At 48.5% G+C, this 23,119-nt stretch carries 21 protein-coding genes; 11 read left to right on the top strand and 10 right to left on the bottom strand.

The genetic code is table 11. The features are described from left to right. Positions 1-81 precede the first annotated feature (81 nt). Both I1H34_RS21740 and I1H34_RS21735 read left to right on the top strand, forming a co-directional pair. On the top strand, positions 82-735 hold the full coding sequence (locus tag I1H34_RS21740) for a methyltransferase family protein (RefSeq protein ID WP_212666382.1): 654 nt from the start codon (positions 82-84) through the stop codon (positions 733-735). Positions 736-917: 182 nt separating this feature from the next. Continuing rightward, positions 918-1,382, top strand: a complete 465-nt coding sequence (locus I1H34_RS21735; RefSeq protein WP_212663012.1) for a plastocyanin/azurin family copper-binding protein — start codon at positions 918-920, stop codon at positions 1,380-1,382. Between the two features lie 74 nt (positions 1,383-1,456). Here the strand turns inward: I1H34_RS21735 and I1H34_RS21730 are convergent, their stop codons facing one another. Beyond that, a complete protein-coding gene (locus tag I1H34_RS21730) occupies positions 1,457-2,854 on the bottom strand; it encodes an energy transducer TonB (protein ID WP_212663011.1) in 1,398 nt (465 codons plus the stop codon). A 344-nt stretch (positions 2,855-3,198) separates the two neighbouring features. Between I1H34_RS21730 and petG the strand changes: the two genes are divergently transcribed. Next, the gene (gene petG, locus I1H34_RS21725; protein WP_010474545.1) at positions 3,199-3,309 is read left to right on the top strand and encodes a cytochrome b6-f complex subunit V; all 111 of its coding nucleotides are present in this window, start codon (positions 3,199-3,201) and stop codon (positions 3,307-3,309) included. Positions 3,310-3,404: 95 nt separating this feature from the next. On the opposite strand, the gene rsmD is transcribed toward petG, so the two are convergent. The 4 genes from rsmD to panB all read right to left on the bottom strand — a co-directional run bounded on the left by rsmD (position 3,405) and on the right by panB (position 5,989). Beyond that, entirely contained in the window at positions 3,405-3,950 is a 546-nt protein-coding gene (gene rsmD / locus I1H34_RS21720) for a 16S rRNA (guanine(966)-N(2))-methyltransferase RsmD (protein WP_212663010.1), read from the bottom strand. Next, positions 3,950-4,462 carry a hypothetical protein gene (locus I1H34_RS21715; RefSeq protein WP_212663009.1) on the bottom strand — a complete coding sequence of 171 codons (513 nt, stop codon included), beginning with the start codon at positions 4,460-4,462 and terminating at the stop codon, positions 3,950-3,952. Before I1H34_RS21715 ends, rsmD begins: the two co-directional genes overlap by 1 nt. Before the next feature lie 7 nt (positions 4,463-4,469). After that, positions 4,470-5,114 carry an imidazole glycerol phosphate synthase subunit HisH gene (hisH, locus tag I1H34_RS21710; protein WP_212663008.1) on the bottom strand — a complete coding sequence of 215 codons (645 nt, stop codon included), beginning with the start codon at positions 5,112-5,114 and terminating at the stop codon, positions 4,470-4,472. A 95-nt stretch (positions 5,115-5,209) separates the two neighbouring features. Beyond that, a complete protein-coding gene (panB, locus tag I1H34_RS21705) occupies positions 5,210-5,989 on the bottom strand; it encodes a 3-methyl-2-oxobutanoate hydroxymethyltransferase (protein ID WP_212663007.1) in 780 nt (259 codons plus the stop codon). Positions 5,990-6,281: 292 nt separating this feature from the next. On the opposite strand from panB, the gene I1H34_RS21700 reads away from it, so the two are divergent. Then, positions 6,282-6,596 carry a hypothetical protein gene (locus I1H34_RS21700; protein ID WP_212663006.1) on the top strand — a complete coding sequence of 105 codons (315 nt, stop codon included), beginning with the start codon at positions 6,282-6,284 and terminating at the stop codon, positions 6,594-6,596. A 112-nt stretch (positions 6,597-6,708) separates the two neighbouring features. On the opposite strand, the gene chlP is transcribed toward I1H34_RS21700, so the two are convergent. Beyond that, positions 6,709-7,929, bottom strand: a complete 1,221-nt coding sequence (gene chlP / locus I1H34_RS21695; protein ID WP_212663005.1) for a geranylgeranyl reductase — start codon at positions 7,927-7,929, stop codon at positions 6,709-6,711. 364 nt (positions 7,930-8,293) lie between these two features. Between chlP and petH the strand changes: the two genes are divergently transcribed. Then, entirely contained in the window at positions 8,294-9,343 is a 1,050-nt protein-coding gene (gene petH / locus I1H34_RS21690) for a ferredoxin--NADP reductase (protein ID WP_212663004.1), read from the top strand. A 197-nt stretch (positions 9,344-9,540) separates the two neighbouring features. Here petH and I1H34_RS21685 read toward each other — a convergent pair whose 3' ends face one another. Beyond that, positions 9,541-11,109, bottom strand: coding sequence for an NAD(P)H-quinone oxidoreductase subunit N (locus I1H34_RS21685; protein ID WP_212663003.1), 1,569 nt, complete (start codon positions 11,107-11,109; stop codon positions 9,541-9,543). A gap of 400 nt (positions 11,110-11,509) precedes the next feature. Between I1H34_RS21685 and topA the strand changes: the two genes are divergently transcribed. Together topA and I1H34_RS21675 are read left to right on the top strand one after the other, a co-directional pair. Further along, the gene (gene topA / locus I1H34_RS21680) at positions 11,510-14,188 is read left to right on the top strand and encodes a type I DNA topoisomerase (protein ID WP_212663002.1); all 2,679 of its coding nucleotides are present in this window, start codon (positions 11,510-11,512) and stop codon (positions 14,186-14,188) included. A gap of 182 nt (positions 14,189-14,370) precedes the next feature. Beyond that, positions 14,371-15,705 carry a DUF2330 domain-containing protein gene (locus tag I1H34_RS21675; protein WP_212663001.1) on the top strand — a complete coding sequence of 445 codons (1,335 nt, stop codon included), beginning with the start codon at positions 14,371-14,373 and terminating at the stop codon, positions 15,703-15,705. 137 nt (positions 15,706-15,842) lie between these two features. On the opposite strand, the gene I1H34_RS21670 is transcribed toward I1H34_RS21675, so the two are convergent. Then, positions 15,843-16,295, bottom strand: a complete 453-nt coding sequence (locus I1H34_RS21670; protein ID WP_212663000.1) for a hypothetical protein — start codon at positions 16,293-16,295, stop codon at positions 15,843-15,845. Positions 16,296-16,301: 6 nt separating this feature from the next. Here I1H34_RS21670 and I1H34_RS21665 point away from each other — a divergent pair, with 6 nt between their 5' ends. From I1H34_RS21665 to I1H34_RS21650, 4 genes are read left to right on the top strand one after another with little or no spacing between them, the layout of a single operon-like run. Beyond that, complete coding sequence (locus I1H34_RS21665; protein WP_212662999.1) at positions 16,302-16,457, top strand: hypothetical protein; 156 nt, start codon at positions 16,302-16,304, stop codon at positions 16,455-16,457. 14 nt (positions 16,458-16,471) lie between these two features. Next, a complete protein-coding gene (locus I1H34_RS21660; RefSeq protein WP_212662998.1) occupies positions 16,472-18,199 on the top strand; it encodes a VWA domain-containing protein in 1,728 nt (575 codons plus the stop codon). Positions 18,200-18,232: 33 nt separating this feature from the next. Next, the gene (locus tag I1H34_RS21655; RefSeq protein ID WP_212662997.1) at positions 18,233-18,961 is read left to right on the top strand and encodes a hypothetical protein; all 729 of its coding nucleotides are present in this window, start codon (positions 18,233-18,235) and stop codon (positions 18,959-18,961) included. An 8-nt stretch (positions 18,962-18,969) separates the two neighbouring features. Continuing rightward, positions 18,970-20,073 (top strand): substrate-binding domain-containing protein, encoded by a 1,104-nt coding sequence (locus tag I1H34_RS21650; protein ID WP_212662996.1) that lies wholly within the window; start codon positions 18,970-18,972, stop codon positions 20,071-20,073. A 72-nt stretch (positions 20,074-20,145) separates the two neighbouring features. Here I1H34_RS21650 and I1H34_RS21645 read toward each other — a convergent pair whose 3' ends face one another. Together I1H34_RS21645 and I1H34_RS21640 are read right to left on the bottom strand one after the other, a co-directional pair. Further along, on the bottom strand, positions 20,146-21,213 hold the full coding sequence (locus I1H34_RS21645; RefSeq protein WP_212662995.1) for a leucine-rich repeat domain-containing protein: 1,068 nt from the start codon (positions 21,211-21,213) through the stop codon (positions 20,146-20,148). Between the two features lie 309 nt (positions 21,214-21,522). Further along, positions 21,523-23,034, bottom strand: a complete 1,512-nt coding sequence (locus tag I1H34_RS21640; protein WP_212662994.1) for a UbiD family decarboxylase — start codon at positions 23,032-23,034, stop codon at positions 21,523-21,525. Positions 23,035-23,119 lie beyond the last annotated feature (85 nt).

Raw genomic sequence — 23,119 nt, 5'->3', positions numbered from 1 at the left:
TGCATTCCCAGCATCAATTTGAGTAGCTGAGAAATGTAAGTTGGTCGGCAAAGGCTCACCCATTATTAGAAGGGGGAAATGATGAAGATCAAGCATTGCATCAATCTTCATAAAGGAACGACCTTCATATTTATCCTGGGCTTGATGCTGGTTTATCAAAACTTCATGCTAGGGGCTTGGGTTTATCTGGTCTTGCATGGCACCTATGGGTTGCTGTGGTTATTAAAAGATCAGCTGTTTCCCGATAAACAATGGGAACAGCAATTTCCCTGGCCAATTCACTTGCTGGGATTTGGACTCATCAGTCTATATTGGATTGCCCCATACATTTTAATAAGTCGTCGTATTGAACCGACTGTGCCTTTAATAGCTGGTGCTATAGCACTTAATATTGCTGGCGTATTTCTCCACTTTGGGAGTGATGCTCAAAAATATTTCATTCTCAAGTATCAACCGAGATTGATTACTGAAGGCTTTTTTGCTCGTTGTCGGAACCCTAACTATTTGGGTGAAATATTTATTTATATATCCTTTGCCATGTTGACAATGCATTGGTTGCCTTTTGTCATCCTTGGCGGGTTTTTTGGGGCTGTTTTTATTCCCAATATGCTCAAAAAAGATCGCTCTCTATCGCGATATGCAGACTTTGAACAGTATCGAGAAAATACGGGCTTGTTTTGGCCAAAACTCTTTGGGAAAAAGTACCCCACTTCCAAAGATGTAGCTAAAGTCTAATTTAATTCATAGCAATTCTTTGAGGCTGCTATGAATTACGCATTTTATTTCTTTAATAAGATAAATGGTAGTTCTTTTAGAAGGAGACTAGGAATAGTTTATGGCGCGGCGATATAATTGCATTCAAAGCCGCATTTGAATGCGATCGGCTATCGATCTCCATTCTTTTTAGGAGACACGCTATGAATCATGGATTTCGTCAAACAGTTCTGGCCTTGGTCGTCGTTACACTTCTCACAATGGGTACGATATTTGGCTGTTCTGGGGCAGGAATTGCAGCAACCAATTTAGCAAAACAACCTGCTGTTGATGTATATGTTGCATTGGGAAATGAGGCAGGAGCCTTGCAATTTTTCCCCGATGATCTGCAATTTGAACCGGGTCGTCGCTATAACCTGCACTTAAGCAACCCTAGTGACCAAAAGCACTACTTCACCGCTAAAGATTTTGCAGATGGGATTTGGTCACAAAAAGTTGATGCTGGGAATGTAGAAATTAAAGGTGCAATTCACGAATTAGAATTAAGAGCCAATACTGAAGCAGAGTGGGTGTTTGTTCCACTGCGCTCTGGTATCTATTCACTTCGATGTACGGTCCCAGGCCATACCGAAGCAGGCATGGTGGGCAGGATTGAAGTCGTTGGCTGAAATTCTGTCTGAACGAGCCTTACCAACGTCTGAACATATTCCCAACCTTGACGGAACTTGTTGTCTTTCCCAAATTAATTTGCTGGAGCGTCACCTGTCGGAGGGGCAGCGGGTGCTGCTGATGGAATGGGTGCTGCTGCTGGAGCAGCGGGTGCACTAGGCGCTGCTGGTGGAGCTGCTGCCGGAGGCTGAGGACTAGTAGGTGGGGCCGGTGCCGGCTGCGGAGCGGCGGGTTCAGGAGGTAGATCTGAGTTAGTGGGTGGCTCTTGGATGGGGACAGCAGGCTGCACTGGATTACTGGGGGCTGGTGCTATAGGAGCAGGGGGTTGGGCTGGCTGAGGGGGCAGAGCCGGAGCTGATTGGGCTGGAGGTTGAGGTGCAGTAGGGGGAACAGGCTGTGCTGGATTCACCGGAGGTAAATTAGGCTGTGGTGCTGCTGGCGTAGGGGGAGTAAGCGGTTGCGCCGGTGAAGGAGTCTCAGGTGCTGTATTGGTGGGTGCTGCTGGTTTGGGAGTCGGAGCTGGAGTGGCTGGAGGTAGAACAGGTTCTGGGGTAGGTGGATCAGGTGTCTTGACAGCACAAACTGATTGAGAATATTTAATGTCGAAGGGTAAAACAACAATTTTGTTGGCGTCCTCGGCCTTGATTTTGTATTTTTTAGCCGCATTTTGGACCGCCCGATCGAGAATGGGCGAGTTGGTAGATAGAACAATATCGGAGACTACAGGAGCCGCTTTTGAGCTGACCCAAATCCGATATTCAGCCTTACCTTCTAAGCGATCCTGACAGGCGTCTTTGGGATAGTCGTAGGCAACAAAACGTTTTACACTTTGGGCCGGAGGGGCGATGGAAGAGGAGGCCAGGGAATTACTGTCGTTAGGGTTATCACTACTGTCTATCCCGCCCACATTGGCTGGGTTGGCAGGTGGGATATTGCTCGCAACCGGACCGGGTGCAGTGCCTGGTGGAGGCAAAGGACCTGTAGATCCTGGATCCGGTGGCAAATTCGGTAAATCAGAGGTTCCATTGAGCCATGCCTGGAAGTCCTCATCACTCAAAGATGGACCGGAGTTACTGGGGGGTGGCGTTTGCTGAGGTGGGGCAGGCGTTCGTCTCGGGGGTAATGATGCTAAAGAACTGGGATTAAAGGGGGTAAAACTAGTCTGCGGTGGCGGAGGAGGTAACTCAACAATAGAAGAGGCAAAGGGGTCAAATGCTGGATTGGGGGTATCAGTAACGGGCAATTCAGCTAGACCATCAGGGGTGGTGATGTTCAGGGGTAAACCGGCTACACCGGGTGCAGGGGGTGGAGCGTTTGGATCAATGGCTTGGTTTGGTCGAGGGCCTGGATTGGGTTGAGATTTGAGAAGGCTAACGACTCGAAGTTGTTTTTTGTCTGTTTGCTGGCCTGTTGCTGGAACCAGTGCTAGACCAGCAAATAAAACACCATGGGCAGCGACCGAAGCCATCATGGCAAGATTCCCAGGTCTTTGCCATGATTTTGAAAACAGTTGATTAGAAGAGCCGTTCATAAAAAAGTAAAAATAGGTAGTTATGGGTCAGCAATCAGGTCGCCTAGGGGCTTGGCCTAAGGTGATATTACTGTCAAGACGGATCAAAAAGTAGGTTGTTTCAATTTCTGATCGCATTTAAAGTTTGGATATTTTCCCTATGATAACAACCCGTATGAATAGATTTGAAAAATGCTTTAACTAAGGAATAATGAGCATTCGCTTGTCAAGGTTCCCAAAGGTTACTAGAGTAGGGAAGGACGATTCAGACGCTGTTTTAACGCGTACACAAAGGAGTTATCACCGTGGTAGAACCTCTGTTAGCAGGTATTGTACTTGGCCTAGTTCCAGTGACTCTAGCTGGACTATTTGTCGCTGCATGGCAACAATACAAGCGTGGAGAAGAGGTTGGCTAAAGTTTGTTAAGCCTCGAGGAAAACAGCTCTGTTGAGCTGTCCACAATATTTGTTACCTGTAAATCAGAGAGATGAGCCCATCTCTCTGATTTTGTTTATGAAGGCTGCGTGACCTGGAAAAAGGTTAGGGCCGTGTTGCCATAGACGCGTGCATGACTGATTTGGAAGGCTGTGGGAATAGAAAAGGGCTGCTGGGGACGGTGTTCGACAGCAAGTTCTCCAGTTGCTTGGAGGAGGTTATACGTTGCGATCGCATCCAGTACCGCTTCATATAAACCGCCATCATAGGGGGGATCAAAATAAATCCGATCGAAGGACTGGCCTTGCAATTTAGCTAGCCGTTTGACAACATCTCCTCGCAGAACTTGAAATGTTTGAGGTGGGTTGGCTACGGACTGCCAGTTCTGGCGGATGATGCGGCAAGCCTCTCCTGCCTGTTCAATTCCATAGACCACTGCGGCTTCTCGGCAAAGGGCTTCGGCCCCCATGGAGCCACTACCAGCACAGAGGTCTAGCCAATGGCAGCCCTGGAGATGATGTTGCCAACGATTAAATAAGGCTTCTCGCACCCGTGCGGTGGTTGGGCGGGTTTGTAAGCCTGGCAGGGTTTTAATCTGACGGTTACCGTAAATTCTGACCATCAGTCTGGAGGTTCAACATAGCCTTGGATATTTTCGGGATCATATCGTTGCAGGATATCGGTGGCTTTGCGGGTCAGTGGGTCTGTGCCTTTGACCACCACGATATATTTCCCGGCGTTTAAACGATTGCGATAAACCAATGCATCTCCACTGCCGGTCGTTAAACCGGTCAGGCCGCCTGAAAAGAGTCCGCCAAAGGCTCCAAAGGAAGCGCCGAGTAGTCCTCCTAAGATGACATTAATCACCGTTCCCACTCCAGGGAAGAGGCGAATGCCAGTATATAACTCAAAGGTTGATCCAAAGATCAACCCTAAAGGGATGGAGAAGTTCATCAGTCGTCGAGCTTGTTCTCGGGCTGGCTTTTTGGGGTCGATAAAACCAAATTCATCGGCGCTTTTATAGCCTCTGCCCAATATTGAGACTTGGGTGAGGGGAATTCCTGATTTTTCTAAATCGGTATAGGCGGCTTCTGCTTGGATTCGATCAGCTAAGACTGCAATTAAGTAATTCATGGGAGATTTAAACAGCGGGAGTCGCCAAGGTAGCCTGCACCTGCTCAACAAAGTTAGCCAGGATTTGTAGTCCGAAGGTGGAGGATTTCTCAGGGTGAAACTGGACTGCCATTAAGTTGTCCTGGGCAATGGCTGCGGTAATGGTCTGAGTGCCGTGGGTGACGGTGGCTGCTTTGACGGTAGGGTCAACCGGATCAACGTAATAGGAATGGACAAAATACATCCAAGGATTAGTAGGAGAATGACGCCACAGGGGTAGATCGGGCTGTTGATACTCCAGTTGGTTCCAGCCCATATGGGGAATTGTAATGTCCGGTTCGGATTGGAATCGCTTGACCGTGCCGGAAATAATGCCTAATCCAGCTTCAGTCCCTTCTTCGCTACCCTCAAACAAAATTTGTAGCCCTAAACAAATCCCCAGAAAGGGCTTGCCGCTGGCGAGAATGTCTTGGATGACGGGGATGAGATGACGCGATCGCAAATGCTGCATCGCTGGATCAAAAGCTCCCACTCCGGGGAGGACGACTGCATCGGCAGATACCAGATCCTCTGGGCGATCGCTGACAATTGTTTGTGCTCCAGCTTCTTGTAGTCCCTTACAGGCTGAATGCAGATTGCCCATATCGTAGTCAATCACGGCGATGATAGGCATTCATCCCTTCCTTTCCCAGCTAGGCCACATCTTTACCTTATTACCTTATCGCTTTCTATTCGGTTTCAGCGGGGTGGCTGGATTTGGAATAGGCACTATTGGGGAAATTGATGATTACGAACATCATCACAAAATTGCTTCACTGCTCCAGTAATCGATTCCTGCAGATTGGTATAGGCTTTGGCAAAGGGAGGTTGCCATGCAGATAAGCCCAACATATCGGCTGTAACCAGCACTTGGCCATCACATCCTGCACCAGCGCCAATGCCAATGGTGGGGATGGCTAACGTTTGGGTGATTTTCGCGGCTAGGGGGGCAGGAATATGCTCCAGAACAATCGCAAAAGCGCCTGCTGCTTCCAGGGCAATGGCTTCTTGTAAAATACGGTCTGCGTCTGCATCAGAGGTTCCTTGGCGTCGATAGCCGCTGAACTGATGGACAGACTGGGGAGTTAAGCCCACATGTCCCATCACCGGAATCCCTCGCTCCACCAAATAGTGAACGGTTGCTGCCATGTCTGGATACCCTCCCTCTAGTTTGACGGCAGCTACTCCTGCCTGTTGCAATAGGGTTCCAGCGCTTCTCAGGGCCTGTTGAGGGCTTTCTTGATAACTCAGAAAGGGCAGATCACAAATCACTAGGGCATGGTTGACCCCTCTGGTGACAGCTTGGGCGTGGTAGAGCATTTCTTCCAAGGTCAGAGGTAGGGTGGTGGAATACCCTAAGGCAACCATGGCCAAAGAGTCTCCTACTAGTAGGACATCGACTCCTGCTTGGTCTAATAAAGTTGCGAAGGGAAAGTCCCAGGCTGTAAGGACTGAGATGGGACGTCCCTGTTCTTTCCATTTCCGTAGCTGATCAATGGTCACAGCCATCGCCTTATGGCTCCTTTGTGTCTTCTTTCCCAGAATAAAGGGTCTTCGATCGGTTTCAGGGAGAGGTATCCTGACTTGCACCTGTAGACAATGGAGATCTAAAGAAAATTTTAAGTCTTGAATTTGGTTACTTTAGGCAAAAAAAGTGAAGAACCTATTCACTAAAATGGAGATATCTGAGGAAAATCCGATCCATGTGTCAATTTAGACGGGTAAATCAGCTCACTCAACTTGTGAAATTCAATGCTATCCCCGTTTAGCTAGGTTATTAATTACAAAGAGAGCTAAAACGATGTTTAGATTAACGTTCGTTTGTACAACCCTATTGATGGTGGTGTTGAGCATGGGGGGAGAAAATGCCATGGCTCAACAAAGAGGGCAAAATCGGCCATCGGCTTCCTCAAAGACTGGCGATGCTAAAACTCTTGGGGTTCAAGAAGTGGGAATACGGTCTTGGCAACCTCAGCCTAAGCAGTTACCCGAACCCCAAGAAATTAGCATTGGCATCCCTCCGCAAGTGGAGCTGACGCCGGGACCGGATAAACCAGGCGATATTCCTGAGAATGAAGATCATCGAGGGATTCAAGTGAAAGTTTTAAATCCCTAAAAAATAGTCTTTGAACAAAATTTCGGTCAGCGTTTTTCAAAAACTCAAGCCCTTTAGATATGAAATCTAAAGGGCTTGAGTTTTTGAATTTAGACGTGCTCAAGCCCTGGACTTAGGGAGCTAGAGCATTACCCCGAATCAAGCTACCTAAAGTCTTAGCGGTAATCTTGATCTGCTTCAGCGGATTCATGGGAACCACAGTCTTATACAAATAACTATCGAAAGTCATTTGCTGTACATCTTCATCCGCACACATTTCCACAAAGGCTTCCCGAGTGGCATCAGAGCGGTAGAACACGCGCTGCAAAATGTCCAAGACCTTGTAGGTCATGCCGTAAGCTTTGTCCCAACGCTTCAGATAGACCTTGAGGTCTTCTTCCGAGGGAATGCGTTCACCATTGTTAGAAAACTCAACGATGGTTTCTGCACACATCCGCGCAGACTTGGCGGCAAAGTAAATACCTTCACCAGAAGACTTGGTTACTGTACCGGCAGCGTCACCGACTAGGGCAACCCGACCGACGACCCGGCGAGGACGAGGATGCTCGGGAATGGGGTGAGCTTCCACTTTGATGATTTCACCACCGACGAGGCGATGGGCAGCACGAGCACGAATACCCGCTTGCAGCTTCTTGATGTCGGCTTGGTTGACCTTCATGGTGCCAGTGCCAACGGCGACGTGATCGTACTTGGGGAATACCCAGGCATAGAAGTCCGTAGAGACATCATCACCGACATACATCTCGGCACGATCTTGGTAGTACTCCATGTACTCATCAGGAAGGCGGATGCGCTCCTGAAATGCGATCGCATAGTTGTAGTCGCCTGCTTTAATCTCTTTAGCAATTCTGGAGTTGGCGCCATCAGCACCAATGACCAAATCGACTTGAAGGGTTTTCATTACCCCTTCAGTCCGACCACCAGTTAAGTCGGCATAGTGAATCGTGTAAGGCTGATTGGCCCCAGTGGGGAAATCTAGCTTATTGACAGTGCCGTTGATCAACTTCGCACCTAATTTAGCGGCGCGATCGCGCATAAATCCGTCAAGTACTTCTCGACGGCACATGCCGATATACTCACCCTCGTTTTTGATATTGATATCCACCTCAATGTTAGAAGGAGAGATCATTCTCATCTTTCTAACCTGTCGGTCAATAATCTCAAGGGGGAGATCAAATTCATCCACCATGCACAGCGGAATCGCACCACCACAAGGCTTTGCGTTATCTAATTTACGCTCAAACAAATAGGTCTCAATACCAGCCTTTACCAGCGTTTCTGCTGCTGATGACCCGGCTGGCCCTGACCCAACAACTGCTACCCGTAGTGTCAAGGCGATCCTCCAAACTTTTAACGGCTACGTAGCGAATCGTATCACGGAGATCTTGACCAAACCCTATCTACAGAAGTTCTTAAGGGTAAGTTGAAACACACCTTAACTTTTCCGTTACAGACCGAAATGATTGAGTTCATCCGTTTTGCAAATGGCTTCATCGGCTTTTGCCATCAGTCTGATTTGTTTAAAGCCGTGGTCTATTGTCTATGACCGTTATACAATTGCGCTGTTCCCTGGGATACGGAACGATTTGCCAAATTGAAACCCAAACCCTAAGAAGTGTAAAATACACTCCTTTGAAATCATAGACATCTTATTGCAAAATATTACGATAGGTTAGCTTCGGAGAGCTTCAGAAATAATGGAAAAACCGTTCGATCGATTTAAAAAGGACTTAAGAAATTTTGCCAAAGCTGGCGCCAAAATGGTCAACATTGACGTGCCCGAGGTTGAGGAAAAGCCTATCATCGCAGAGCCAGCCCCCGAAGCGCCCGCTACCCCACCTCAGTCAGCTAAAAAGGCTAAGAAAAAAGACAATATCCCGGTTAATATCTACCGCCCTAAAACGCCCTATATCGGCAAGTGCTTATCGAATGAAGCCTTAGTTCGAGACGGAGGCGAAGGTAAAGTACAGCACCTCACGTTTGATCTTTCCGAAGGGGATCTACGCTATATCGAAGGCCAAAGCATTGGCATTATCCCTGCTGGAACAGACGCCAACGGCAAACCCCATAAGTTACGCCTTTATTCCATTGCCTCGACCCGTCATGGCGACCGGGTAGATGATAAAACCATTTCTCTCTGTGTTCGTCAGCTGGAATATGACCATCCTGAGACTGGAGAGCGAGTCTATGGGGTGTGTTCCAAACATCTATGTGACATGAATCCCGGTGATGATGTCAAAATTACGGGTCCTGTCGGTAAGGAAATGCTGTTGCCCGACGATCCTGAAGCCAACATCATCATGATGGGAACGGGAACCGGTATTGCGCCTTTCCGAGCCTATCTGTGGCGGATGTTTAAGGAAAAACACGAAAATTATAAGTTCAAAGGCTTGGCCTGGCTCTTCTTCGGTGTCGCTTATACCCCCAATATTCTTTATAAGGAAGAACTAGAAGAGTTACAAAACCAATATCCTGACAACTTCCGCTTGACCTATGCCATTAGCCGTGAGCAAAAGGCTGCAGATGGCAGCAAGATGTATATCCAAAGCCGAATTGCTGAGAATGCCGACAAATTATGGGAGTTGGTCCAGAAGGAAAACACCCACACCTATATTTGTGGTTTGAAAGGTATGGAAGGCGGCATTGATGAAGGAATGTCCGCTGCTGCTGCTAAGCATGGTGTGGATTGGTCAGACTATCAGCGAGCCTTGAAAAAGGCCCATCGCTGGCATGTAGAAACCTACTAAATCCATTACAACGCCATTATTCAATAAGCCATACAAAAAGAGCCTCCCATAGGGGAGGCTCTTTTTCTGTTAGAGCTCAAGCCTGGCCTTAAGCTGTTTCTAGAAGAGATATCCTTTTGTCAAAGTCAGGGTTGCTTGCTTTTGGAAGTCGCCCTAGTTTCTCTCAGATCTCTTGCCTATTTGGCCTACTGTTCCGTTTATAGCTCAGGTGCAATCGTAGGCGTATCGGGATGAATGGCAGCAACATCGATAGTTGTGGGGATTGCTGCTTGTTTAAAGCGAGGAACATCCGCAACCGAGCTATTCACAATCGTTAGCAATGGGTTGGAAAGGACTCCAGCCAAAGAGGTAGCAATCAGCGTGAGGACCAAGCCGATTTGTAAGGGGCGCATACCCAAGGGTTTCCAAACAATGCTGGGATAGTTCTTGATCACCTCAGACATGTCTTGGGGCTCTTTGACCACCATCATCTTGATCACTCGAATGTAGTAGTAGATCGAGACCACGCTGGTAATTAGGCCCAGAATGACTAGGCCATAGGCCCCAGCCTGCCAACCGGCCCAGAAGAGGTACAGCTTGCCAAAGAAGCCCGCAAGAGGCGGTATCCCTCCTAAGGAGAGCAAGCAGAGGCTCAAGGCTAGAGTTAAAAGGGGATCTTTGAGATAGAGTCCAGCATAATCACCAATTTCATCTGTTCCAGTGCGGAGAGAGAACAGAATCACGCAGGTAAACGCACCCAAGTTCATAAACAGGTAAATCAGCAGGTAGAAGACCATGCTGGCATAACCTGCTTCCGTACCAAGCACAAGGCCAATCATGACAAAGCCTGCTTGGCCAATGGAGGAATAGGCGAGCATCCGCTTCATACTGGTTTGAGCAATGGCGACCACATTGCCGAGCACCATGCTCAAAATGGCCAAGGCAGTGAAGATAAATTGCCACTGCTCCACTAAGTTGGGGAAGGCTTGCGTTAACAGACGAATAGCCAAGGCAAATCCAGCTGCTTTGGACCCTACGGAGAGGAAGGCAACCACTGGTGTGGGAGAGCCTTCATATACATCGGGTGTCCATTGGTGGAAAGGCACTGCCGCGATTTTGAAGCTAACACTGGCAATCACAAACACTAGGGAAATGACTAAAGCCAAGGATTTTGACGTATCGGCTAGGGCCAGGGCGATGTCATCCAAATGGGTTTTGCCCCCGGAAAGTCCGTAGAGCAGGGATAAACCGTATAAGAACACCGCCGAACTCGATGCACCAATTAGCAAATATTTCAGGGCAGCTTCATTGGAGCGAGCATCGCGCTTCATGTAGCCTGTCATCAGGTAGGAGGCGATACTCAAGGTTTCCAAAGAGATGAAAATCATGACGAGTTCTTCTGCGCCGCAGAGGAACATGGCGCCGACTGTGGCGGTCATCAGGATCGTCATAAATTCGCCAATAGAGCTGCCCGCTTGTTCGATATAGCGCACCGACATCAAGATGGTGACTAGGGTCGACAGGGCAATGATGGCTCTAAAAACAATGCTGAGGTTATCGGCATGAAAACTACCCAAAAAACCGATGGGATTAGCTTGATCCCACTGGGTATATAGCAGATAGAGGCAGGCTACCAAACTTGCGATCGCAAGGTATGGGGTCCATTTTGCCGATGAACGACCAAAGGTAATATCTCCAAGGAGAACAAGAATCAACGAGATCACCAAAACGCCTTCAGGCAAGATGGTGGTGGCATTTAGCTGGCTAGCGAGATTGGCAACGTCCATTAGTCAAGATTGGTAATATCTTTGGCGACATAAGCCCAGTCATCAAATAGTGAAATTTAATGGCAAGGATTATGTTGAGAATTTTAACGCGCAAGCGCCAACAACCAAGATACCAAGTTAAGGGACGTTCTGCCGGGAGAAGCGGGCTAGACTTGAGGAGCTACTAGTTGATCAAGTGACAAAAAACTTAGGGTACACTCGCAACATTTGCTATAAAAAATTTGAAGGGGTTCATTGAGCTACCCACTGAATCGTCTGATTAAGGTTAGGGTAGGTTCATATCGCAACTCAGCCCTTCATAAGCAAGAATTTAGTTCTTCCTTTGTCTGTCCGCATGAATTCGGTTGGGATTGGCAAAGGCAGCTTATCTTTTGTCCATCACACATTCCCCATTGAGACTATGTCCACACTGGTTATTGTTGAATCTCCTACGAAGGCGAAAACGATCCGCAATTATCTGCCTTCGGGATACCGGGTTGAAGCATCGATGGGGCATGTTCGTGATCTACCGCGGACTGCATCGGAAATTCCTGCAGCGGTTAAAGGTGAGAAATGGTCCAGCTTAGGGGTCAACGTTCAGGCAGAGTTTGAACCCCTATATGTTGTCCCTAAAGATAAGAAAAAAATTGTCAAAGAGCTGAAAGAAGCCCTCAAAAATTCTGATGAGTTAGTGCTAGCCACTGACGAAGACCGGGAAGGAGAAAGTATTAGCTGGCACTTGCTGCAGCTTCTGAAGCCCAAGGTGCCGACGAAGCGGATGGTTTTTCACGAAATTACTGATGAAGCGATTAAAGCAGCCTTAACCAATTGTCGCGATGTGGATCAGCGGTTGGTTCGTGCTCAGGAAACCCGCCGTATTTTAGATCGATTGGTGGGATATACCTTATCTCCCTTGTTATGGAAGAAAATTGCTCCTAGCTTGTCAGCTGGGCGAGTGCAGTCTGTGGCGGTGCGGCTGCTAGTGACCCGTGAGCGAGAGCGGCGCGCCTTCCGCCAAGGTAGCTATTGGGACTTAAAAGCAGCTCTTAGCAAAGATAAATCGGCCTTTGAATCTCGTTTGGTGACTCTAGCCGGCAAGCGGTTAGCGACGGGCAATGATTTTGACGAGAACACTGGGCAAATCGTTGCGGGTCGGGATGTGGTCCTGCTCAATGAGGCTGAGACCTTGGCCTTACAAACGCGCCTTGCCGATAAGACTTGGACTGTGGCCGGTGTAGATGAGCGCCCTTCCACCCGTAAACCAGCGCCCCCCTTTATCACCTCGACGTTGCAGCAGGAGGCCAACCGAAAGCTAAGGCTGTCGGCACGGGAAACCATGCGAGTGGCCCAGAGCCTCTATGAAAAAGGATTTATTACCTATATGCGAACGGATTCGGTGAATCTGTCGCAACAGGCCATTGCCGCCGCTCGTGGCTGTGTGGAAGACCTCTATGGTAAAAACTACCTTAGCCCTGAACCCAGACAATATAAAACAAAAAGCAAGGGGGCCCAGGAGGCTCACGAAGCCATTCGTCCCGCCGGACAAACCTTCCGTACTCCCAAAGAAACGGGCCTTCAAGGCGCAGAGAGTAAGCTGTATGAACTGATTTGGAAACGTACTGTGGCCACCCAAATGGCCGAAGCGCGTCAAACCCACATCACGGTTCATCTAGAAGTCGAAGATGCTGGGTTCCGGTCTACGGGTAAACGAATCGATTTTCCTGGATTTTTCCGCGCTTATGTGGAAGGGTCTGACGATCCAGATGCGGCACTAGATGATCAAGAGGTGCTGTTGCCTTCCCTGAAGCAAGGGGATACGCCTGAATGCACGGAGCTGTCGCCCATTGGCCATGAGACCCAGCCTCCTGCTCGCTTTACAGAAGCATCTCTGGTTAAAACGCTGGAAAAAGAAGGGATTGGTCGTCCTAGTACCTATGCCAGTGTTATCGGCACGATTATTGACCGGGGCTATGCCCAGCGCCAGGCAAATGCTTTGGTGCCTACCTTTACCGCCTTTGCGGTTACCGCTTTGTTAGAGCAGCATTTCCCGGACTTAGTGGATCTCAGCTTTACAGCGCGCATGGAGCGGAGATTGGATGGCATCTCAACGGGTGAGGTGGAGTGGCTGCCGTATCTGAGCGATTTTTATTTGGGTGATGAAGGCCTGGAAACCCAAGTCAAAAATCGGCAAGACCAGATTGATCCCGGTGAAGCTCGTACGATTGACCTCGACAATCTAGAGGCCAAGGTGCGGATTGGCCGCTTTGGTCCCTATATTGAGACGGAGCATGAAGAAAAACCAGTAAAGGCGTCTTTGCCCAAAGATATGACGCCGGCGGATTTGACCCCAGAACAAATTGAGCAGCTCCTCAAACAAAAGCTGGAAGGTCCACAACAATTGGGTTCTCATCCAGAGAAAGGAGACCCCATCTATATTATGCTCGGTGCCTATGGCCCCTATGTGCAGCTGGGGGATGTCACTGAGGAAAATAAAAAGCCCAAACGAGCCTCACTCCCCAAAGGCGTGGCGATGGAATCGGTGACCTTAGAAATGGCGGTGGAGCTGTTGTCCTTGCCGCGGTTACTGGGACAGCATCCTGATACCGATTGCAAAGTCCAGGTGGGTTTAGGCCGGTTTGGCCCCTATGTGGTCCATGACCAAGGCAAAGAAGGCAAAGATTATCGATCCTTAAAGAAAGAAGATGATCTGTTTACCATTTCTTTTGAGCGAGCCTTGGAACTGTTGGCAATGCCGAAAGGGACTCGGGGACGACGAGGCACGAAAAAAGCCTTGAAAGAACTGGGCAATCACCCTGAAGATGAAGCGCCAGTCAATATTTATGATGGCCCCTATGGCCCTTATATCAAGCACAATAAGACGAATGTCTCGATACCCGAAGGTAAAAAAGTCGAGGATATGACGTTGGCAATGGCTTTGCCGTTATTGGAAGAGAAAGCCTCGACTAAAGGCAAGAAAAAGACAAGTCGTGCCAAATCAACCACCAAAAAGAAAACGACTAAGAAGACCACTGCGAAGAAGACAACTACTAAAAAAACTGCTGCCAAAAAGACCACTGCTAAGAAAACGACAAAATCTTAGGGAGCAGCTCTTCAGGGGTATCGGTATCTCAAGGAATGTTCATAGTGCCTGAAGCTGATGGAGGCGTAGTCTTACGCTGGCCTATTCTGTCTTTTGAGTGTTGCAATTCTTGTAACGATAGATAGTGGGCTGAAAAGGTTGAGCTAGCATAGACCGAAATTCAGTGACGGTTTCTTGGGATCATGAAAATTAAACGTTTCCTTAGTGCTTGTCTGGTGGCTGTGCTGATGTGGACTAGCCTGTCGCCCGATGTTTTGGCCTTTTGTGGATTTTATGTCGCTAAAGCCGATACGGCTTTGTATAACGAGGCGTCTCAAGTTGCGATCGCAAAAGATGGCAGTCGCACCGTTCTGACCATGGCCAACGACTTCAAAGGGGACGTTAAAGACTTTGCCATGGTGGTGCCTGTCCCTGTGCTCCTGCAGGAAGACCAAGTGCATGTGGGTGATCCCACCATCTTGCAACGGCTGGATGATTTTTCCGCTCCCCGATTAGTAGAATATTTTGACGATAATCCCTGCCAGGTTTTTCGTAAGTCTAATCGCGTGTTTTCACCTGCCCCCAGTTCAGCTCCTGTTCAGGAATCTCTAGCTGAAGCTGATTTAGGGGTCACCATTGAAGCTCAGTTCACTGTGGGCGAGTATGACATTGTGATTCTCAGTGCCAAAGAATCCAATGGTCTCCAAACCTGGCTCAATCGCAATGGCTACAAAATCCCTCGTGGGGCCCGATCGCTCCTCAAGCCTTATATTCGCCAGAATATGAAATTCTTCGTTGCCAAGGTCAACTTAGAGGAATTTGAAAAATCCGAGTTTCAGAAGCTGCGGCCTTTGCAGATGGCTTTTGATTCTCCTAAGTTTATGCTGCCGATTCGGTTGGGCATGATTAATGCCAAGGCGGAGCAAGACTTGATTGTGTATTTGCTCTCTCCTAAGGGGCAGGCTGAGCTGGTCAACTACCGCACTGCCAATATTCCTACGGATAGCGAGATTCCCGAATTTGTGAAAGATGAGTTTGGTGAGTTCTATACCGCCATGTTTGAGACCGCCCATGCCAAAGCGGGTAAGCGGGTTGCCTTCCGTGAATATGCGTGGGATATGAGTAGTTGCGATCCCTGTTCGGCAACGCCGTTAAACCCAGAAGAATTGCGTAAAGCAGGCGTTTTCTGGCTGCCAGAAAGACCTCAGGGGGACTTTGTGGTGCCCCCTCGTTCGACGGGCGTATTTATCACCCGGCTTCATGTTCGTTATAGCCGTGATAAATTTCCCGAAGATTTGATGTTCCAAGAAACCAGCAACCGTCAACTCTTTCAAGGGCGGTACGTGATGCGCCACCCCTATAAGCAAGAGGCGGATTGTCCGGCCGGTCGTCGCTACAAGCGGTCCCTCCCGGCTCGGTTTGAGAAGGAAGCCCAAACACTAGCGAAGTTGACTGGCTGGAATATCCAGGATATTCGCCAGAAGATGGACTTTCAAAATCCTAAACCCGAGCCTTGGTGGAAACGGTTATGGAAATAAAGGGATGACAGTCTAAAAACAGCTGTAAACCTCTAGCTTTGTTTCATGAGGTATTACGGATTCAATTTATGCCACAATCTGGCTTGGATTATTAGCCCTCTACCATATCGTTAGCTCGATGATGCAAGAGGTCTATTCTATGTATCCTTGCTTGGCACTTGGCCACGAATTATTGCCCAAGTGAAAGTGATATAAAAAAATAGGATGCCTACTCCAAAAGGAATACGGCAGGCTAAACCACTTTGCTGAGTCCATCCCCCATGGCCATGAGCTGAGCATTCTCTTATCCCTGGTCCAAAAGCTATCCATCCAAAGGGCAGGCAGAGCAGTGTTATGAGCAGCAGTATCAGCCCCTTTTGTAGATCAAGACGGTTGAGGTTGACGGTAAATGCTAGCAATCCTGAGACCAAGAACACACCAGCACTGGCATAGGCAACCCATGCTGGAACCTGAAGTAAATCGGGTCGCACATAGATGAGAAAAGCAAACAAGATGCCAAACAGCAAGAACACTATCCCAAAAATTAGGCTTTTTGATTGCTTTTCTGCCATGTTGGAATCTTCTCGGTCAGCATCTTTGGCTAGCACCATAAGACTATGCCTATCCTAGCCCAACCCAATCGGGAGCTAGAGAGTAAGATGGCTTTGAATATTCTCCCCGCTGCAGGCTCTGGGCTGGGGCGAGGGGCTGGTCTTGATCAACAAACGGGTATGCTAGAGCCGAGAGCGACGCCTACCTCTCTTGCTGATTGATTGGATATTCCGGAATGGTGAAATTATCGCCCCATAGAACCCTGCTGCGTTGTCAGGCTGCATTACTGGTTGCGCTGAGTACGGCATGTGCCGGTGGTCCCAATAGCACCACAAGCCCCTCTTCGAACAATCAAGGCATGGAGGTAACCTTTCTAGTTGGCAGTGCGATGGGGGAATTTTGCCAACAAAGCATGAAGCGATTCAACCAAACGGGACCCACGCTAAAAGATGGCAGTTCTTTTTATGTAAAATGTGTCGCTAAAGGCAGTGGAGATGTCGTATCAGCGCTGTTAACCCAGGCAGACTCTCTAAAGAATGGTAGTGTTTCCGCTGAGGACCCCAGCTGGCCTACCCTTGTTTCCTTGGATGGTGACATCTACGTTGACCAGTTAGCCTATCAATTTAACCAGCTTTTTCCGGGACAAAACTATTTGCCCACCGTGGCCGATGCTCCCCTGCTGGCCAATAGCCCGATGGTGTTTATGGTGCGGGAGGATTTAGCCCAAAGCCTGCGGAAGACTAAGGATCCCTTTCAAGCTTTGCTAACTGCCAAGAGCCATAAGGACTTAGATGCTGGCAGTCAGCCGCTGCCCCTGCGATATGTACATACGGCCCCTACTCGTTCTAACTCGGGGCTACAAACCCTGGTGGCCCAGTTTGCCTCAGTCTCAGGCAAGCGACCGGAGCAGCTTACGGTTGCTGATGTGACTGCTCACCAAGGCAAAGTGGGAGAAATTCAGAAAAAAATTACCCGTTATGGGACATCAACAACCTCTTTGGCTAAGGCAATGGTGACCAATGGTCCTTTTTGGGCTTCGGTGGGGTCTGTATATGAGTCTTCTGTGATTGCAGCCAATGCCCAAGTCCCGGCTGGGCAACCTCGCTATCAGGCGGTGTATCCCGGGAATACCTATACCTCTAACATGCGGGGAATTCTCGCGACGGGGCCGTGGATTAGTTCAGCAGAGAAAGAAGCCGCAGAGCAAGTGATTCAATACCTCCGCCAGCCAGACACTCAGCAAATTGCCACAACGTTAGGATTACGGCCCGGAACACCAGGGGTGTCTCTGGGGAACAAGTTCACTAAAAATTGGGGTGTAGAAACTCAGCCCAAGTACGATTCCTATCGGGTGCCGAAGCCGGAAGTGGTTGAAGCGATGATCCAGTCTTGGCAAACAGCAGCCAAGAAACCCTCTCAAGTAGTGATTGTGGTGGATTCGTCTGGATCCATGACGGGGGCCAAACTGGCTGCTGTGCAGTCTACCCTCCAGACTTACCTGAAAGGTCTAGGCCCCAAGGAAAAGGTCTCACTGATTGACTTTGACTCAGTGGTTCGCAAGCCTGTATCAGTAGATGGTACGCCAGAGGGGCAGTCAAAAGGGATTGAGTTTGTCGTAGCTTTAAAAGCAGATGGAAATACAAAATTGTACGATTCCATTCTGGCAGCGCAGACTTGGCTCACCCAAAATTTGCGGTCCGATGCGATTAATGCGGTGATTGTGCTGACGGATGGTGAAGATTCTGGGTCTAGCCAGCAATTATCTCAATTGTTGGCTGGACTGAAAAAAAGTGGTTTTGAAGGTAAACAGCGGATTGCTATTTTTACGGTGGGGTATGGAAATTCGGGAGATTTTGCCCCGGATGTGCTGAAGCAAATTGCTGAAGCGAACGGCGGCTATTACCGTCAGGGAGATCCGGCCTCAATCGCCTCATTGATGGCGGACTTACAAGTTGAGTTTTAGTGAGGAGCAATTGACTGTGATGAGGATATTGAGGTGAAACTCGTTAACCCCTTGTACTCTCCCTTAGCTGTATTGGCAGGTGGGATTGTTTTAGTTGGTGGTGTCAGGATTGCGAAGCTCAACAGTTTCATCATGCTGCCCTTATCTGTAGGGGTTGCCATAGTGGGAGCTGGAATCATTGCGCCGGAATCGTCGAAGGCTGCCAAGCCAAAACAGCGGAGTCCAGCCGTAGAACAGGAGCTGGGAAATTTGCGAACTCAGGCAAATAAGCTCGCTCAAAAAGCCCTATCGCTGAAGATAGAAGCCCAGGAGCTGCTGACGCAATCGTTGCAGATGGAGTTGTTGGGGACGTTGCAATATGCTTGCGATCGCACCACCGAATTGCCCCAAAAGATCGAAGCCATGGCTGAAAGACTCCATGGCGATGATTCAATTCTGTCCGTGCAGGAGTTACAACAGCAGCGGGTGACAGTTCAAAAAAAACTGGCTCAAAGTTCCGGGGCGACCCAACAGCAACTGCAACAGCTCGACCAAAGCCTCCAGCGCAACATTAGCCTGGCCCAGCAAGGGCAAGATGCTCGACAAGCCCAGCTTCTCAGTCTGTCCCAGCTCATTGCCGAGTCAGCTGGCGTATTACAGGCGATGCAGAATCAGTTGCGCAGTGCGGACTTAGCTGAAGCGAGTCAATCTGCTGAACTGAAAAATCTTAGTGATGAACTGCGAGATTTTCAAGAAAACCTGGATGTGTTGGTATTGACCTAGGGAGAAATATGGTGAAGTCTCAGCGATCCTTATATATTTCTCTGGCTATTATTGCAGCAGCCTTGGGATTAACGTTTTACCCACTGCCGGATGATCAGGTCCAAACCCTAGTGGTGGTCAGTGGCTCTGAGTTAGAGCCTCCTCTAAAAAAGCTGATTGAGACCTTCCATCAGCAGCAATCCAAAATCCGCATTGATCTCAAGGTGCAGGGGTCGTTGGATATGGTTAATCGATTTATCGATGACCGCAATGATTTTCAGCCTACGGTATTAATTCCCGCTAATCAGGATACGCTTAAACGCCTGGAACAGCGGTGGACGGATTCAGAGCCTGCATTTTACGGTGAACCTCAACCTCTAGCGAAAACCCGCCTCGTTGCGATTACCTGGCCGGAGCGCGGCAAGGCCCTATTCCCAGACGGCAAATTTAGTTGGAATCGAGTAGAAATGGCCATGAAATCCCAGCAGTGGGGATCTTTTGGTGGCTCTGCTAACTGGGGTAGTTTTGATTTTGTGATGACGGATCCCACTCGATCTAATAGTGGGCAAATGACGTTGAGTCTCTGGCTGTCCCATAAACTGCAAAAGTCTTCTCTGCAAACAGCTGACTTGAATGGCCCGACCGCCCAATCGGCAGTGTCTACCTTGAAACGCTCTATCTATCAGCCTGCCCGGTCCAGCGATATTCTGATGCAGGAATTTGTGGCCCGAGGGGCAAATGATGCCGATATCATCACCAATTACGAAAGTGTAGCCCTGAATCGATGGCAGCAGTCTAAAGTGTCCCAGGGGCAGCCCTATCAAATTTATGAAATTAACCCGACGGTGGAAACTAAACCCACCGCGGCCATCGTTCGCCGTCAAGTGGATGAGCCAATGGCAAAAAAAGCCCGAGACTTTATTGAATACCTATCACAGCCGGATCAGCAGAAGGTGTTTATTGAATATGGCTTTCGTCCGGTTCATCCTGATGTCAAGCTAGAAAATAACGCTACAGCATTGTGGAAACAGAACACGGGAGTCTTGTTGAAGCCTAAAGCTCAGGTTGTAGATCCGCCTGCAGTGACAGTTTTGAGAGAGTTGGGAAGATTATGGGAACGCTCTCAACCTTAACGGTTGATTCTAACGGCTCTAAAAAATCTGGGCTGTGTGATACAGCTTATCTCGAAAGCTGGCTGTACTTGTTCAAAATGGATTTACCTTAAAGTCTATATATGTGCGTGGCAGCAGATTTTCTATCTCTGGCGGCAGACGATTCAGTTGATTTTCACTGAGATAAAGATATCGCAGATTGGTGAGCTGTCCGATTTCAGGTGGTAGGCTCTTCAGTTGATTTCTACTGAGAGAAAGAAATCCCAAATTTATAAGTTTTCCGATTGTAGACGGCAGACGATTCAGTTGATTTTCGCTGAGGTAAAGTCCTTGTAAATTGGTGAGTTGTCCAATTTCCGGTGGTAGGGTATTCAGTTGATTTCTACTGAGGTCTAGCTTTTTCAGCTTCGCGAGTTGTCCGATCTCTTCGGGTAGACTACTAAGTTGATTATTACGAAGATCTAGCCCTTGAAGATTGTTGAGTTGTCCGATTTCTGGTGGCAGTCTACTCAATTGATTATTCCTGAGACTGAGCCCTTTTAAATTGGTGAGCTGCCTGACTTCTACTGGCAGGTTAGTAAGTTGAGTTTTATTGAGATCAAGAAATCTTAAATTTACTAGTCTACCGATTTCTGATGGCCAACTCCTCAATTGATTTCCCCTAAGGTTTAAGGTTCGCAGCTTGGTAAGCTGTCTGAATTCTGGTGGCAGACTCCTCAATTGATTTTCTTTGAGGTCTAGCCCTTCCAGATTGTTGAGCTGTCCGATTTTCGGTGGCAGGCTCCTCAGTCGATTGCCTATAAGAAATAATTCTTGTAGGTTATTGAGCTGTCCAATTTCTGGTGGTAGACTCTCAAGTTGATTTTCGCTGAGGTCTAGCCATTGAAGATTATTAAGCTGTCCAATTTCTGGTGGCAGACTATTCAGTTGATTGTTGCTTAGGAACAGCATTTTTAGCTTATTAAGCGCTCCAATTTCTGGTGGCAGGCTATTCAGCTGATTCTTAATGAGGTATAACTCTTGCAGTTTAGTGAGCTTTGCAATTTCTGGAGGAAGTTGTGTTAGTGATAGTCCTTGCAAATCTAAGGAAGATGCCTGAGATGATAGAGCCTCTTGAATGCGGCGCTTTGCTTCGATATATCCTTGCTTAGTTTGGGACATCTTTTCAGATTGTTTCGAATCTGTAGAACCCTCAGTAGCTGGATTTGCCAGCACAATTGAATACGGTCGTCCCTCAGTGTTGCATAGCCCCATCACTAGACATACCAACACTATCAATCTCTTGGACAATCTCTGAATCTGTGGCATGTCTCGCAACCTCTTCAGAGAAAGGAATGACTGGAATAAAGATTTAGATGCAACCTACTAACGTTTCTGAACATATTCCATCTGTAAAGATAGCAACCTTAAACTCATTGATCTCACTTATGATCTTCGCACATAGATATGGGACAGTTTCCAAATCTAGACTCAGGGCATCTCATAACCAAATAGATTCGGATCTACCTCACCTAACTTCAGATCTGCCAGACCATATTCAGCCCAGCGGCGATCCACCATGGCTGCCACGCCTGGATCAGCTTTCAGAGGCTCTCCCCAAGAATGATCTGTTTCAGGGGGGATTTTGGTTGTGGCATCGATGCCCATGCGACCGCCTAACCCAATCTTGGTACAGGCAAAATCAAGGGTATCAAAGGGTGTTTCCGGCAAGATAAACACATCTCGCACGGGATCCACCTTAGAAGAAACCGCCCAGACTACTTGACGCGGATCGCGGATATTGACGTCCTTATCGACGACAATCACGAATTTGGTATAGGTGAATTGGGGTAAGGCACTCCAGAAGGCTAGGGCTGCCCGGCGAGCTTGCCCCGGATAGGCTTTATCAATGGAAATAACGGCTGCCTTATAGCTCAGGGCCTCCATCGGTAAAAAGAAGTCCACAATTTCTGACACCTGCTGTCGCAAAATCGGCGTGTAAATCCGGTTGAGGGCAATGGCCATCATGGCTTCTTCTTTGGGAGGGCGACCGCTAAAGGTAGTCAGATAGATGGGATCTTTGCGGTGGGTCATGCAATGAAACCGAATCAGTGGGGCGGCCTCATTGATACCGCCGTAGTAGCCCATATGATCGCCAAAGGGACCATCTACACCCGTTTCACCCGGAGTGATCGTACCTTCCAACACAAATTCACTTTGGGCGGGCACTTCTAAGTCCACCGTTTTGCACTTGGCTAGATGAACCCCACTCCCACCATAGAGTCCGGCAAATAACCATTCTGAGAGATCTACGGGGATAGGCGTGGCTGCGGCCATGATGATTAGGGGGTCGATACCGATTGCGATCGCAATCTCTAGCTTTTTCCCCTGCTCTGCTGCTTTGCGTAAATGCCGTGCGCCGCCCCGTACCGACAGCCACTGCACCGTCATGGTGTTCTTAGACTGCAACTGTAGACGATACACCCCCACATTGGGCGTCCCCGTTTCACAGTCCTTGGTAATCACTAGACCAAAGGTGACGACCTTGCCGCCATCGCCGATATAGGGCTGAATCATGGGGATTTTATTTAAATCCACTTGCTCATCTTTCAGCACTACCTGGTGGCAAGGGGGCAGCAAATCTCGCTGGGGTTTGGCCTTGACCACATCAAACAGGACTTTGCCAAAGTCGATAAACTGGTTCAGCTTCTTCGGCGGCTTGGGCTGCTGAAGCATCGCTAACTTTTTGCCCAGATCCTCTAGTTCGGATTGGGACTCCATATTCATCGCCCAGCAGGTGCGCTCCACAGTGCCCAACAAGTTCACCGCCACGGGATAGTCAGAGCCTTTGACGTTCTCGAACACCAGTCCTGGCCCACCCTGCTGCAACATCCGATCCGAAATTTCTGCAATTTCCAGTTCGGGATCCACCAAGGCTTTGATGCGCTGTAGCTGTCCTCGTTCTTCGAGGCGTTGGATAAATTTTCTCAGGTCTCTAGCCATGGATTCCTTTGGGGCGATAGTCGTTATGCACTTCTTCTATTATGAGCAGAATTGAGGACATCCCTGGGGCGCTCTTTCCTTCGAA

Source organism: Acaryochloris marina S15, assembly GCF_018336915.1.
GTDB classification, from domain to species: Bacteria; Cyanobacteriota; Cyanobacteriia; order Thermosynechococcales; family Thermosynechococcaceae; genus Acaryochloris; species Acaryochloris marina_A.
The sequence above is the reverse complement of the archived record's forward strand: the minus strand, read 5'-3'. Positions and strand labels throughout refer to the sequence as shown.

Bases quoted from the DNA above. Each gene is read 5' to 3' on its own strand.
- I1H34_RS21740 (WP_212666382.1), top strand. From the start codon at position 82: ATGAAGATCAAGCATTGCATCAATCTTCATAAAGGAACGACCTTCATA.
- I1H34_RS21735 (WP_212663012.1), top strand. From the start codon at position 918: ATGAATCATGGATTTCGTCAAACAGTTCTGGCCTTGGTCGTCGTTACA.
- I1H34_RS21730 (WP_212663011.1), bottom strand. From the start codon at position 2,854: ATGATGGCTTCGGTCGCTGCCCATGGTGTTTTATTTGCTGGTCTAGCA.
- rsmD (WP_212663010.1), bottom strand. From the start codon at position 3,950: ATGGTCAGAATTTACGGTAACCGTCAGATTAAAACCCTGCCAGGCTTA.
- I1H34_RS21715 (WP_212663009.1), bottom strand. From the start codon at position 4,462: ATGAATTACTTAATTGCAGTCTTAGCTGATCGAATCCAAGCAGAAGCC.
- hisH (WP_212663008.1), bottom strand. From the start codon at position 5,114: ATGCCTATCATCGCCGTGATTGACTACGATATGGGCAATCTGCATTCA.
- panB (WP_212663007.1), bottom strand. From the start codon at position 5,989: ATGGCTGTGACCATTGATCAGCTACGGAAATGGAAAGAACAGGGACGT.
- I1H34_RS21700 (WP_212663006.1), top strand. From the start codon at position 6,282: ATGTTTAGATTAACGTTCGTTTGTACAACCCTATTGATGGTGGTGTTG.
- petH (WP_212663004.1), top strand. From the start codon at position 8,294: ATGGAAAAACCGTTCGATCGATTTAAAAAGGACTTAAGAAATTTTGCC.
- I1H34_RS21685 (WP_212663003.1), bottom strand. From the start codon at position 11,109: ATGGACGTTGCCAATCTCGCTAGCCAGCTAAATGCCACCACCATCTTG.
- topA (WP_212663002.1), top strand. From the start codon at position 11,510: ATGTCCACACTGGTTATTGTTGAATCTCCTACGAAGGCGAAAACGATC.
- I1H34_RS21675 (WP_212663001.1), top strand. From the start codon at position 14,371: ATGAAAATTAAACGTTTCCTTAGTGCTTGTCTGGTGGCTGTGCTGATG.
- I1H34_RS21670 (WP_212663000.1), bottom strand. From the start codon at position 16,295: ATGGTGCTAGCCAAAGATGCTGACCGAGAAGATTCCAACATGGCAGAA.
- I1H34_RS21665 (WP_212662999.1), top strand. From the start codon at position 16,302: ATGCCTATCCTAGCCCAACCCAATCGGGAGCTAGAGAGTAAGATGGCT.
- I1H34_RS21660 (WP_212662998.1), top strand. From the start codon at position 16,472: ATGGTGAAATTATCGCCCCATAGAACCCTGCTGCGTTGTCAGGCTGCA.
- I1H34_RS21650 (WP_212662996.1), top strand. From the start codon at position 18,970: ATGGTGAAGTCTCAGCGATCCTTATATATTTCTCTGGCTATTATTGCA.
- I1H34_RS21645 (WP_212662995.1), bottom strand. From the start codon at position 21,213: ATGTCCCAAACTAAGCAAGGATATATCGAAGCAAAGCGCCGCATTCAA.
- I1H34_RS21640 (WP_212662994.1), bottom strand. From the start codon at position 23,034: ATGGCTAGAGACCTGAGAAAATTTATCCAACGCCTCGAAGAACGAGGA.